The organism is Microbacterium sp. EF45047, from assembly GCF_028472845.1.
Classification (GTDB): Bacteria; Actinomycetota; Actinomycetes; order Actinomycetales; family Microbacteriaceae; genus Microbacterium; species Microbacterium neungamense.
Map to the genome: position 1 here is coordinate 2,095,434 of NZ_CP069429.1, position 13,035 is coordinate 2,108,468.

Consider the following 13,035-nt stretch of genomic DNA (forward strand, 5'->3'; position numbering starts at 1 on the left):
GGGGATGAGGGTCAGCGGCGGGTGAGGCTGGGCGGCGCTTCCTTGCTCAGCGTCTCACCGCGGAAGAAGGCCGGGCGGCGGACCGCCTGCCAGAACATGATCGCGACGCCCGCCAGGATGATCCCGACACCGAGCACGAACACGAGGCCGACGCCGCCGATGCTGGATCCGCTGCCGTAGGCGGGATCCATCGAGTCGATCAGCGTGGTCACGAACAGCACGGCGAGGATGCCGCCGCCGACGAGCGGGAACAGGAACGTGAAGAAGAAGCTCCGCGCCGAGTCGAACCACTGCCGGCGGAAGTACCACACGCAGGCGAACGCGGTGAGCCCGTAGTAGAAGCAGATCATCATGCCGAGCGACAGGATCGTGTCGGTGAGGACGCTCTCGCTGAGCAGGCGCATCACGGCGTAGAAGACGGATGCCACGACCGCCGACACGATGGTGGCGTAGCCAGGGGTGAAGAACCGCGGGCTCACCTTCGCGAACTTCGGCGGCAGCGCGCCGTAGTAGCCCATCGCCAGCAGCGTGCGGGCCGGGCCCACGGCGGTGGACTGCAGCGAGGCGGCCGAGCTGGACAGCACGGCGAGCGACACCAGGAACGCCAGCGGGCCGAGCACCGGGTCGGACAGCGCGAAGAACACGTTGGCCGAGATGTCCTCGTTCGCCAGCCCCAATGCGCCGGTGCCGACCCCGGCGAACATGATCAGGCCGATCGACAGCAGCAGGTAGAGGCTCACCACGACGACCACGGTCAGCATCGCGGCCCGGCCCGGGGTCTTCTCGGGGTTCTTCGTCTCCTCGTTCATGGTGAGCACGACGTCCCAGCCCCAGAAGATGAAGATGGACAGCGAGAGGCCGGCGGCGAGGGCGCTGAACGTGGGCACCTCGAACGGGTTGAACCACGACCACGAGAACGCGGTCGGCTCCGGCGCCTCGCCGTTGACCACCTTCACGATCGCGACGATCGCGAACAGCACGAGCACGGCGACCTGGAAGCCGACGAGCACGTACTGCACCTTCTGGGTGGTCTGCATGTCGCGGTACGTCACCAGCGTGGCGCCGAGCATGAACAGCAGGCAGACGGACACGTTGATGAGCGGGTTGAAGGCGAGGTCCGCGATGCCGGGGTTGCCGCTGAGCTGGGCGATCAGCAGGAAGAGGAACTCCACCGCGATGCCGGCCAGGTTGGACAGCACGATCACTGTGGCCGCGACCAGGCCCCAGCCGGTCATCCAGCCGATCCACGGGCCGAAGGCCCGCACGCCCCACGTGAACGAGGTGCCGGAGTCGGGCATGACGCGGTTGAGCTCGCGGTATCCGAACGCGGTCAGCAGCATCGGGATGAAGCCGACCAGGATGATGGCGGGCACCTGGGTGCCGACCACCGCGACCGTCGGGCCGAGCGACGCGGTGAGGGTGTAGGCGGGGGCGATGGTGGAGACGCCGATGACCACGGCGCCGAGCACGCCGACCGCCCCGGCGCGCAGGCCCTTCTGCGAGATGCCGGTGGTGACCGGGTCGGACACGTCGTTGTGCGTGAACTGGGACATGGGAAGGTTCAAGCCTCTCCGGCCGCCCGCGTGCGCGGGACGACGATCATGGGTACGGGCAGCTCGTGCAGCATCTTCGCGGCGGTCGAGCCGAGGAAGAGACGACGGGGCTGGGCCAGGCGGCTGGAGCCGACCAGCAGCACCTCGCCGGGCTGCCAGGGCAGGTGGGCGATGGCGACCTCGACGCTCTCGCCCGCGGCGCGCTCGAGCTCAGCGGTGATGCCCTCGGGCAGGGCCTCCCGCGCCTGGGTGAGCACGTCGTCACCGTGCGCGCCCTGCACCAGGGTGATGGTCCCGGTGTCGAGACCGGCGGGCACGTCGAACGGGACGAGGGAGATGAGACGCAGCGAGCCGCCGCTGGCCGTGGTCAGCGCGGCGGCCTCCTCGAGCAGCACGTCGGCGCCGGCTCGGGTGCCCACGGCCGCCGTGACGCGCGAGATCGGGGTGGTCACGTCGGTGTCGCGCGCCGAGCCGGCCGGGGCGAGGGCCACCGGGATCGGCGAGGAGTGCACCAGCTCGGAGGCGACCGAACCCAGGCGATGACGCCCGAACGCGCTGCCGTTGGCGGCGCCGACGACGATCAGCCGGGCGTCGAACTCCTCACCGGCCTGGATCAGCCCCTCGGCGAACGAGTCGCCGAAGCGGACGTGGCCGGTGACGGCCACGTCGTCGGGGACGGATGCCGCGGCGTCCCGCAGCCACTGCTGGGCCTGCCCTCGCACGTGATCCTCGTAGGCGCGCTCGGGCGGCACGGCGGCGCTGCGGGTCCCCTCGGCGGGCAGCACGATCACCAGGTCGAGCGCCATGCCCAGGCCGCGCGCCAGGCGCGCGCCGAGGGCGAGGGCGTCCGCCCCGGCATCCGTCGCCGTGTAGCCGACGACGATCGAGGAGGTCACCGCTCGGCGCTCCCCGCCGCCGCGAGCTGCTCGGCGTCGCCGTTGGCGCGGCTGGCCTCGACGATGTTCGAGGCCACGAGGCGACCCATCCGGATCGCGCCGTCGACGTGCTGGTAGCCGGCGCCGGCCATGTCGCTGCAGGCGAAGTGGATCGGGCCGACCGGGGTGCGCAGGTCCGCGCCGTAGCGGTGCAGACCGCCCAGGTCGAAGCTCGCCGCATACGCGCCGCGGGTCCACTCCTCGCTGCCCCAGTCGCTCTCGTAGTACACGACCGGGTTCTTCGCCTCAGGGCCGTAGTAGTGCGACAGCGACTCGAGGATGCGCTCCTTGCGCTCCTCGGCGGACAGCTGGAACACGCCGTCGGCGTTCTTGTCCGAGACGAAGCCGACCAGGGTGCCGCGCTCGTCGCCGTGGTTGGTGTTGTCGTACGCCTCGTGCGCGAGCTCGTACGGGCTGAACGCGGTGCCGGAGAGGCCGTTGTCGCGCCAGAACGGGCGGTCGTAGACGGCGTGCACCTTGATCACGAAGCCCATCGACAGGTGCTGGTGCAGCTGGTGCTGGCGACGCGGCAGGGCGGGCACGAAGGAGATGCGGTTGTACAGCACCGGGGCGTGCGCGAGGATCGCGAACCGGGCCCGGACGGTGGTGTCGTCGGTGCGGGCGACGACACCGGACGCCGAGCCGGTCGACGGGTCGCCCCACTCCAGGGTGCGCACCGGCTGGTTCAGCAGCACGTCGTCGCCGAGGCGCTCGGCCAGGCGCAGCGGCACCTGCTGCAGGCCGCCCACGACGCGCTCGTCGAGGATGAAGTCCGCGTCGACCAGGTGCGTGAAGCTGCCCGCGGATGCCGCCATCAGCAGCGCCTGCAGGGTGGAGAACGAGTGCGCCGGCTTCGTGAGCATGGCGGGGCCGATGAACAGCGCGATGTTGTCGCGCGCCTCCTGGTCCTCGGTCTCGTTCGCGAGCCACTGCTCGAAGGAGATCGTGTCGAGCGCTTCCGCGTCCGGTGTCTCCCACGGGCGGTCCGGGTCGACCTGCGCGACCATGGCGTCGAGCTTGTCGATCAGGCGGACGAGCTCCTTCTCGGTCTCGGGTGCGACCGGGAAGATGTCCCCGGTGAACCGGGTGAGCTTCCCGTCGCGGCCGATGTAGACGCTGTCGCCCTCGCGGTACCGGGAGTAGGTCTCCAGGCCCAGGTCGGCGAGCGTCTCCTTCAGCGCGTCCTGATCCGGCGAGACCCACTGGCCGCCGATCTCGAGGGTGGCGCCGTCGATGACGTCCGTCCAGAGGCGTCCGCCCACGCGGTCGCGCGCCTCGAGCACGGCCACGGAGAGGCCGGCCTTGCGCAGCTCGTTCGCCGCGGTGAGACCGGCGGCACCGGCACCGACGACGACGACGTCGCGGCTGAGTTCAGTCATGCTGGCTCCTTGGATGCGGAGGATATGGGGGAACAGATGTAACCGGCCGCAACCCGGAATCCCCCGACCCGGGTCGCGGCCGGCGGTCTCAGGCCGAGGCGAGGGCGTCGGCGATGACGTCGAGGCCCTCGTTCAGCAGCTCGTCGCCGACGGACAGCGGCGGCAGGAAGCGGATGACGTTGCCGAAGGTGCCGCAGGTGAGCACGATGACGCCCTGGGCGATCGCGGCCTTGGCGACGGCGGCGGTGAGCGCAGCGTCCGGCTCCCCCGTCTCCGGGTCGACGAACTCGGCGGCGATCATCGCACCGCGGCCGCGGACGTCGCCGATGCGGGCGTCCTTCTCGCGGATCGCGTTCAGACGGCCGACGAGGATCTCGCCGATCTGCTGGGCGCGCTCGAGGAGCCCGTCGTTCTCGAAGGCGTCGATCGCGGCGAGCGCAGCGGCGCAGGCGATCGGGTTGCCGCCGTAGGTGCCGCCCAGGCCGCCGGCGTGCGCGGAGTCCATGATCTCGGCGCGGCCGGTGACGCCGGCCAGCGGCAGGCCGCCGGCGATGCCCTTGGCGGTGGTGATCAGGTCGGGCTCGATGCCGAACAGCTCGCTGGCGAACATCGCGCCGGTGCGGGCGAAGCCGGTCTGCACCTCGTCGGCGATGAAGACGACGCCGTTCTCACGGCACCAGGCGACCACGGCCTCGAGGAAGCCGTCGGCCGGGACGATGAAGCCGCCCTCGCCCTGGAGCGGCTCGATGATGACGGCGGCGAGGTTGCCGGCGCCGATCTGCTTCTCGATCAGGGTGATCGCGCGCTTGGCGGCCTCGGCGCCGGTGAGCCCGTCGCGGAACGGGTACGAGCCGGGCACGCGGTACACCTCCGGCGCGAACGGACCGAAGCCGCTCTTGTAGGGCATCGACTTCGCCGTGAGCGCCATGGTGAGGTTGGTGCGGCCGTGGTAGCCGTGGTCGAAGGCGACGACGGCCTGGCGGCCGGTGTGCTTGCGGGCGATCTTGATCGCGTTCTCCACCGCCTCGGCGCCGGAGTTGAACAGGGCGCTCTTCTTCGCGAAGTCGCCCGGGGTGAGGCGGTTCAGCGCCTCGGCGACGTCGACGTACGACTCGTACGGCGAGATCATGAAGCAGGTGTGCGTGAACTGCGCCGCCTGCGCCGCGACGGCCTCCGCGACCTTCGGGTGCGCGTTGCCGACCGTGGTCACGGCGATGCCGCTGCCGAGGTCGATCAGGGAGTTGCCGTCGGCGTCGACGACGACGCCGCCGCCGGCCGCGACGGTCGCGATGGGCATGGAGTGCGCCACGCCGGATGCCACGGCATCCGCCTTGCGCGCGAGGATCTCGGCCGAGCGGGGGCCGGGGAGCTCGGTGACGAGGCGACGCTCCTGGGGGAGCCCGGGGCCGCCGGAGGGAAGCGAGGTCGTAGCCGCGTCGATGAGGGTCATGCCCCGAGGCTACGTCGACTCCGGCCGGGATGCATTCGCCGGACTGTACAATCGAGACGGCCCTTTCGCCGCACCGTACATCCTGGAGCACCGATGGAACAGCCCACCCTCCGCTCGCTGCTGCGGCGCCGCGATCTGGGCCTGCGGCTGGTGGCGGACGAGTCCGCCCTCGCCGAGGCGGCGCTCGACCACCCGCTGCGCTGGGTGCACAGCTCGGATCTCGCCGATCCCACCCCGTTCCTGGCCGAGGACCTCGTGCTGCTCACGACCGGCACCCAGTTCGCCGACGACGACCCGGCAGGCGTGGACGCGTACGTCGCGCGACTGGCCGGACACGGCGTGCTCGGGCTGGGCTTCGGCACCGAGGTGCACCGCTCCGGCATCCCGGAGGAGCTCGCCGCGGCGTGCGCGGCCCGCGGGATGCCGCTGTTCGAGGTGCCGTACGGCACGCCGTTCATCGCGATCGCGCGCGCACACGCGGAGGCGATCGCGGCACAGGCGTACGCGCGGCGCACGTGGGCGCTGGAGACCCAGCGCGCCCTGGCGATCGCGGCGCTGCGACCGCGGGGCCTGGACGCGACCCTGACCGAGCTGTCCCGCCGGCTGGACGCGTGGGTGGGCATGTTCGACGCCACCGGGGCGCTGGTGCACGAGCATCCGTCCCTCGCGGCCGAGGCCGCACCCGAGCTCTCCGCGCGGGTCGCCGAGCTGCTCGCCCGCGGCGGGCAGGCCAGCCAGTCCCTGGTCGCCGGGGACGCGGTGTTCTCGCTGTTCACGCTCGGGCGCGGCGGCCACCTGCGCGGCGTGATCGCGATCGCCGTGGGAACCCTGGACCCGGAGGCGCGGGCCGTGGTGACCTCGGTGATCGCGATGGCCGGCCTCGCGCTGGAGCAGAACGAGCAGCTGGAGCGGGCCCGGCGCCGACTGCGCAGCCAGGTGCTCGCCTCGCTCCTGCTCGACGACCCGTCGCTGGCCCGGCAGGTGCTCGGCTCGGTGCCGCACGCGCCGGTGGTGGTGGCGGTGGCGGAGCCGGATGCCCCCGTCCCGGCGATCCTGGAGTGGTGGGACCGCCGTCGCACGGACGACGGGGTGGCGGTGTTCGCCGCGGAGTCCGAGGACGGGCTCACGATGTGCGTGAACGCCGACGACGAGCCGCTGCTGGCCGAGCTCGCGGAACGGTTCGGGGTGCGCCTGGGCGTCTCGGAGCCCGAGGGATACGCGGCCTTCTCCCGCGCGCACGCGCAGGCGCTCGCCGCCCTGCGCCGCCGCCGGCCCGGGCTGTCCCGGTACGCGGATGCGGCGACCTCGTTCCTGCTGACGGCGCTCGGCTCGGACGAGGCGCGGCTCGCGGCCGAGGCGCGCCTGGCGCCGCTGCGCCGTCACGACGAGGCGGCGGGAACGGACCTGGAGGGGGCACTGCGCGCGTGGTTGGAGCACGACGCGCGCCTGGAGCCGGCCGCCGCGGCGCTCGGCGTGCACCGGCACACCCTGCGGTCGTGGATCGCGCAGGCCTCGGGCATCCTGTCGGCCGACCTGTCCGGCTTCCCGGCGCGTGCCGAGCTGTGGGCGGCGCTGCAGACCGCCGGCACGCGAGGCGCGACGCGCTGAGGTCCCGCCCGCGTGTTCAGCCCAGCGCGGCGCTCACCTCGAGCAGCAGGGCCGTCTGCCGGTCGTGCCAGGCATCCGTGTCGGGCTCGGGCCACGTCGAGAACTTCACGATCACGCTGTCGGTGACCGGGTCCAGCCACAGGTTCTGCCCGTGGATGCCGATGCCGCTGACGTTGCCGCGGTCGTTGCCGAAGCACCACCACTGGTCGGTGTACGAGCCGCCCGGGAACGTCTCCGCGAACCCGGAGCCGCGCATCGCGGCCGGGTCGCCGCCGCCAAGCACCCGCTGCACCCACTCCTCCGGCACCACCCGGCCGCCCGGCGCGGCGCCGCCGTCGAGCATCACGCGGCCGACCCGGGCGAGGTCGCGGGCCGTGCAGGAGATGCCGCCGTTGGCGAAGCCGAAGCCGGACGGGTCGACGGTGATCACGGCATCCCGGTCGGCGTCGATCTTCTGCCACAGCAGCGCCGACAGCGCCTCGCTGTAGCGCAGCCCGGTGACGCGCTCGACCAGCCAGGCCAGCACGTCGGTGTTCGCGGAGCAGTACTGGAACGCACCGGTCTCGCCGCTCCCGCGCAGGGTGGCGAGGAAGGCGCAGGTGTCCCGCGGATCCCCCGCGCGTCGCGTGCGCCAGCCCGTCGACCGGTCGTGGGTCTGCACCTCGGATGCCGGGTCGAGGTAGTCCTCGCGGTAGTCGATCGCGATCTGCATGTCGAGCACGTGCTGCACCGACGGTCCGTCGTACACCGAGCCGGCGAGTTCGGGCAGGTAGTGCACCACCGGGCGGACCCGGTCGATCGCGCCGTCCGCCGCGAGGGCTGCCACCACGATGCCGCACAGCGACTTCGAGACGCTCATCAGCAGGTGCCGGTCGTCCCGCGCGCAGCCCTCCCGGTGGTACTCGGCGACGACCGATCCGCCCGAGGGCAGGAGGCCCTCGACCGCGACCGCCTCGTGGCCCTCATCGAGGAGGGCGTGCAGTCCGGGGACTTCCGCACCGACGATCCGTTCGCCGCGTGCGTGCGGATCTTCATCGCGATCGACGGCATCGGCGCGTACGCGAACAACCGCAACGCCTTCCCCGAGGGGTCGTACGTGCATTTCGTCGCCGACGTGGCCGAGTGGACCCTCGGCTTGGAGCCGGGCGTGCTGCGCGCCGAGGCGGCGGCCGTCGCCGGCTGACCCCGATCGGCTCAGCGAGGGGCGTGCGCCTCGAGGAACTCGTACACGTCCGTCGTGTCCACGCCCGGGAACGCCCCGGTCGGCAGGGTCGCCAGCAGCGTGCGCGGCGTGCGCACGTTCGGCCACGCCTTGTCGCGCCAGCGCTCCTCGAGCTCGGCCGGGGCCCGCCGGCAGCACACCTCGACGGAGTGCTTCGACACACCGCGGTTGGGGGTGTCGCGCCCGACGAACCACTTCGTGTCGTCGAAGCGCACGCCGACGCTCACCGAGTGCAGCCCCTCGCTGGAGGGCTCGACCCGGGCGGTGCACCAGTAGGTGCCGTTGCCGGTGTCGGTGTACTGGTAGTACGGGTTGAACCGGTCCTCGACGTCGAACACCACCCGGCTGGTCCACCGCCGACAGCACATCTGCCCCTCGATGGCGCCGAGCCGGTCGGTCGGGAAGTTCACGTCGTCGTTCTCGTACGCCTTCGTGATCGTGCCCGACTCGTGCACCTTCAGGAAGTGCACCGGGATGCCCAGGTGCCGGGTCGCGAGGTTGGTGAAGCGGTGCGCGGCGGTCTCGTACGACACCGAGTAGGCGTCGCGGAGGTCCTCGATCGAGATCGCCCGGCGCTGCTTGGCGTCCTGCAGCACCGGGACGAGGTGCGCCTCCGGCATCAGCAGCGCCCCGGTGAGGTAGTTCGTCTCCACCCGCTGCCGCAGGAACTCGGCGTAGCTGCGCGGCTCGGCGTGCCCGAGGATGCGGCTGGACAGCGCCTGCAGCACCGGCGCGCGGGCATCCCCCTTCTCCTGCACGTGGCGGGAGAGGTAGAGCCGGCCGTTCTCGAGGTCGGCGACGCTGCGCGTGGTCTGCGGGAGGTCGGCGGCGTAGTGCAGCGTGAAGCCGAGGTGCGCGGCGATCTCCGAGGCGGTGCGCTGGGTGAGCGGCCCGCCCGGGTGCTTCACGGCGGCGAGGATGTCGGAGGCCGTGCGCTCGAGGTCCTCGAAGTAGTTGTCCTGACGGCGCATCAGGTGCCGCAGCTCGACGTTGGCACGCCTGGCCTCCTCCGGCGTCGCGGCCCGCTCGTCGCGGAGCCGCTCGATCTCCCCGTGCAGGGCGAGCATCGCGGCGAGCGCCTCGGAGGGGATCTGCTTGCCGATGCGGAACGGGGAGATCCCGAGCGCCTGGAACGTCTGCCCCTTCATGGCGCGTTCGAGCGCGATCTCCATGGCGCTGCGCTCATCGAGCGGCTCCCCCTCCAGCAGAGCGTCGATCGTGGCGCCGAGGGCGCGGGCGATGGCCTGCAGCATGCTCAGCTTCGGCTCGCGCTTGCCGGTCTCGAACATGGACATCTGGCTCGGCGCGCGGCCGACCGCGGCGGCGAGCTCCTCGAGCGTCATCCCGCGCGCGGTGCGCAGCCGGCGGATGCGGCGCCCGATGGTCAGCGCGTCGGCCTCGTCCACGTCGTCGATAGTGGTCATGGCCACCAGTCTCTCACAGAAACAGAATTTCGCCTGAACTTCTCCCCGGAATCGGTCTTCGCAGCCGCATGATTTCATGGAAAGTGGATGCAACGCCCCGCCGCATCCGCGGCTCACACCTCACGGAGGAGAGATCGATGACGAACACCGAGAACCGTGCCACCGCCTCGGGCCTGCGCGCCGGGGACCAGGTCCAGACCGCCGCCGAGCTCCGGGAGAGCTGGGAGACCGACCCCCGCTGGGACGGCGTGGAGCGCACCTACACGGCCGAGGACGTCATCCGCATCCGCGGCTCGGTCCGCGAGGAGAACACGCTGGCCCGCCGCGGCGCGGAGAACCTGTGGAATCTGCTGCACGTCGCTGGTGCCGACGGTGAGGAGGACTACGTCCGCGCCCTCGGCGCCTACACCGGCGGCCAGGCGGTGCAGCAGGTGCGCGCCGGGCTGAAGGCCATCTACCTGTCCGGCTGGCAGGTCGCCGCCGACGGCAACCTCGCCGGGCAGACCTACCCCGACCAGTCGCTGTACCCGGCCAACTCGGTCCCCGCCGTGGTCCGCCGCATCAACAACGCCCTGCTGCGGCAGGACCAGCTCGAGCACGCCGAGGGGAACGTCACCCGCGACTGGCTGGCCCCGATCGTCGCCGACGCCGAGGCCGGCTTCGGCGGCCCCCTGAACGCGTACGAACTGGCCCAGTCGCTCATCCAGGCCGGCGCGGCCGGCATCCACTGGGAGGACCAGCTGGCCAGCGAGAAGAAGTGCGGCCACCTGGGCGGCAAGGTGCTGGTGCCGACGCAGCAGCACATCCGCACCCTCAATGCCGCTCGTCTGGCGGCGGACGTGGCCGGCGTCCCGACCGTGATCATCGCCCGCACCGACGCGCTCGCCGCCGATCTGCTCACCAGCGACATCGACGAGCGCGACCGCGCCTTCACCACCGGCGAGCGCACCAGCGAGGGCTTCTACCGCATCCGTCCCGGCATCGAGTCCGTGATCAGCCGCGGTCTGGCCTTCGCCCCGTACGCCGACCTGCTCTGGGTGGAGACCGGAGAGCCGGACATCGCGCTGGCCCGCGAGTTCGCGAACGCGATCCACGCCGAATTCCCGGGCAAGCTGCTCGCGTACAACTGCTCGCCGAGCTTCAACTGGAAGCGTCACCTCTCGGATGCCGAGATCGCCACCTTCCAGCAGGAGCTGGCCGACCTGGGCTACAAGTTCCAGTTCATCACCCTGGCGGGCTTCCACGCCCTGAACTACTCCATGTTCGATCTCGCCCGCGGGTATGCCGAGCGCGCCATGAGCGCCTACGTCGACCTGCAGGAGGCCGAGTTCGCCGCGGAGGCATCCGGCTACACCGCCACGCGCCACCAGCGCGAGGCGGGCACCGGCTACTTCGACGTCATCTCCACCGCGCTCAACCCCGACAGCGCCACCCTCGCCCTCGCCGGCTCCACCGAGACGGCCCAGTTCCACTGAGCCCCCACCCCCATCCCCTTCACTTCCCGGGTTTGGGGCGGATTCTCACCCTTGGGGCGGCGGACACCCGCCCCGAACGCAGGAATCCGCCCCAAAACCGGTTTCAGACAAGGACCGCGATCATGACCACTCCCACCGCACCCCCGACCACCCCGATCGAGACCACCCGGCAGGGGCCGGCGATCACGATCACCGGCCCGATGCGCGACCGCTACGACGAGATCCTCACGCCGGAGGCGATCGCCTTCCTCACCGAGCTGCACCACCGCTTCGCGCACCGCCGGCACGACCGGCTCGCCGACCGGATGCGGCGCCGCTTCGAGATCGGGAACGGCCACGACCCCCGCTTCCGCGACGACACCGCGCACATCCGGCAGGACCCGCACTGGCGGGTCGCCGGCGCCGGGCCCGGCCTGGAGGACCGGCGGGTGGAGATCACCGGGCCGACCGACCCGAAGATGACCATCAACGCCCTCAACTCCGGCGCCCGGGTCTGGCTCGCCGACCAGGAGGACGCCACCAGCCCGACCTGGCAGAACGTGATCGGCGGGCAGCTGTCGCTGCGCGACGCCATCCGCGGCGAGCTGACCTACACCAGCCCGGACGGCAAGGAGTACCGCGTCACCGCCGAGCGCACGCCGACGATCGTGATGCGCCCGCGCGGCTGGCATCTGGTCGAGAAGCACCTGGAGTTCACCGACCGGAGCGGCCGCACCATGGCGGCATCCGGGTCGCTGGTCGACTTCGGGCTCTACTTCCTGCACAACGCCCAGGCGCTCATCGACGCGGGCCGCGGCCCGTACTTCTACATCGCCAAGCTCGAGTCGAGCGAGGAGGCGAAGCTGTGGGACGACGTGTTCACCTTCGCCGAGGAGTACGTCGGCATCCCCCGCGGCACCATCCGCGCGACGGTGCTCATCGAGACGCTGCCCGCCGCGTTCGAGATGGAGGAGATCCTGTACGAGCTGCGCGACCACTGCGCCGGCCTGAACGCCGGGCGCTGGGACTACATCTTCTCGATCATCAAGAACTACCGCGGCCGCGGCGCCCGATTCGTGCTGCCCGACCGCAGCGAGGTGACCATGACTGTGCCGTTCATGCGGGCCTACACCGAGCTGCTGGTGAAGACGTGCCACAAGCGCGGCGCCTACGCGATCGGCGGCATGAGCGCGTTCATCCCGAACCGGCGCGACCCGGAGGTGACGGCGCGGGCGCTGGAGAAGGTCGCCGCGGACAAGAAGCGCGAGGCGGGAGACGGCTTCGACGGCACCTGGGTGGCGCACCCCGACCTGATCCCGGCCGCCCAGGCCGAGTTCGACGCCGTGCTCGGCGACCGGCCGAACCAGCTGGACCGGCAGCGCGACGACGTCCACGTGCGCGCGGAGGACCTGATCGATCTGCACATCGGGCGCCCGATCACGGCTCAGGGAGTGCACGACAACGTCTCGGTCGCGATCCGCTACATCGAGGCGTGGCTGCGCGGCCTGGGCGCCGTCGCGATCGACAACCTGATGGAGGACGCGGCCACCGCCGAGATCAGCCGCTCGCAGGTGTGGCAGTGGATCCACCAGGACCGCACCACCGAGGACGGCACCCCGATCACGGTCGAGTACGTCGAGAATCTCATCGCCGACGTGCTGGCATCCGTCCCGCGCTCCGACGGCGACCGCTTCGACGACGCCGCCGAGGTGTTCCGCGAGGTGGCGCTGCGCGAGGAATTCCCGGCGTTCCTCACCACCGGCGCGTACAGCCGTCACCTCGTCGAGACCGACTGAGCGAGAACCCGCCCGGAAGCCGCCGACCCCGGCCTGGTGTCGGCGCATTCGCCGACCGGCCGGCACCCCCATCCGGGGCCCGCACCACACGCGGGCCCCGGATGCGCGGCGTTACGGCGATGTTTCGCCGTCCTCTCAACCGCGCGCCGCGGCGGTGAAGAACATGTCACCTCGCCGCAACGTCTTCGCCGCATGCCCGGAACATGCCCTGCTT

Annotated in this window: 9 protein-coding genes and 1 pseudogene; 4 read left to right on the forward strand and 6 right to left on the reverse strand. The window is 71.7% G+C overall.

Annotation, left to right across the window (positions count from 1 at the left end):
- Window positions 1-11: 11 nt before the first annotated feature.
- From JRG78_RS10220 to gabT, 4 genes are all read right to left on the reverse strand, one after another.
- Window positions 12-1,553 (reverse strand): APC family permease, encoded by a 1,542-nt coding sequence (locus JRG78_RS10220; RefSeq protein ID WP_259606567.1) that lies wholly within the window; start codon window positions 1,551-1,553, stop codon window positions 12-14.
- Window positions 1,554-1,561: 8 nt separating this feature from the next.
- Window positions 1,562-2,449, reverse strand: a complete 888-nt coding sequence (locus JRG78_RS10225; protein WP_259606568.1) for a universal stress protein — start codon at window positions 2,447-2,449, stop codon at window positions 1,562-1,564.
- Complete coding sequence (locus JRG78_RS10230; protein WP_259606569.1) at window positions 2,446-3,867, reverse strand: flavin monoamine oxidase family protein; 1,422 nt, start codon at window positions 3,865-3,867, stop codon at window positions 2,446-2,448. The genes JRG78_RS10225 and JRG78_RS10230 overlap by 4 nt, the downstream gene beginning before the upstream one ends.
- An 88-nt stretch (window positions 3,868-3,955) precedes the next feature.
- Window positions 3,956-5,317, reverse strand: a complete 1,362-nt coding sequence (gene gabT, locus JRG78_RS10235; protein WP_259606570.1) for a 4-aminobutyrate--2-oxoglutarate transaminase — start codon at window positions 5,315-5,317, stop codon at window positions 3,956-3,958.
- Between the two features lie 93 nt (window positions 5,318-5,410).
- Here gabT and JRG78_RS10240 point away from each other — a divergent pair, with 93 nt between their 5' ends.
- Window positions 5,411-6,925, forward strand: coding sequence for a PucR family transcriptional regulator (locus JRG78_RS10240; RefSeq protein ID WP_259606571.1), 1,515 nt, complete (start codon window positions 5,411-5,413; stop codon window positions 6,923-6,925).
- 16 nt (window positions 6,926-6,941) lie between these two features.
- On the opposite strand, the pseudogene JRG78_RS10245 reads toward JRG78_RS10240, so the two are convergent.
- Window positions 6,942-7,841 (reverse strand): annotated as a pseudogene (locus JRG78_RS10245) (serine hydrolase domain-containing protein); the annotation flags it as partial.
- Between JRG78_RS10245 and JRG78_RS10250 the strand changes: the two are divergent.
- On the forward strand, window positions 7,791-8,108 hold the full coding sequence (locus tag JRG78_RS10250) for a hypothetical protein (protein WP_259608259.1): 318 nt from the start codon (window positions 7,791-7,793) through the stop codon (window positions 8,106-8,108). The pseudogene JRG78_RS10245 and the gene JRG78_RS10250 overlap by 51 nt on opposite strands.
- Window positions 8,109-8,119: 11 nt before the next feature.
- On the opposite strand, the gene JRG78_RS10255 is transcribed toward JRG78_RS10250, so the two are convergent.
- Window positions 8,120-9,571 carry an XRE family transcriptional regulator gene (locus JRG78_RS10255; protein WP_259606572.1) on the reverse strand — a complete coding sequence of 484 codons (1,452 nt, stop codon included), beginning with the start codon at window positions 9,569-9,571 and terminating at the stop codon, window positions 8,120-8,122.
- Window positions 9,572-9,708: 137 nt separating this feature from the next.
- On the opposite strand from JRG78_RS10255, the gene aceA reads away from it, so the two are divergent.
- Together aceA and aceB are read left to right on the forward strand one after the other, a co-directional pair.
- Window positions 9,709-11,046 carry an isocitrate lyase gene (gene aceA / locus JRG78_RS10260; RefSeq protein WP_259606573.1) on the forward strand — a complete coding sequence of 446 codons (1,338 nt, stop codon included), beginning with the start codon at window positions 9,709-9,711 and terminating at the stop codon, window positions 11,044-11,046.
- Window positions 11,047-11,168: 122 nt separating this feature from the next.
- Window positions 11,169-12,821 (forward strand): malate synthase A, encoded by a 1,653-nt coding sequence (gene aceB / locus JRG78_RS10265; RefSeq protein ID WP_259606574.1) that lies wholly within the window; start codon window positions 11,169-11,171, stop codon window positions 12,819-12,821.
- Window positions 12,822-13,035 lie beyond the last annotated feature (214 nt).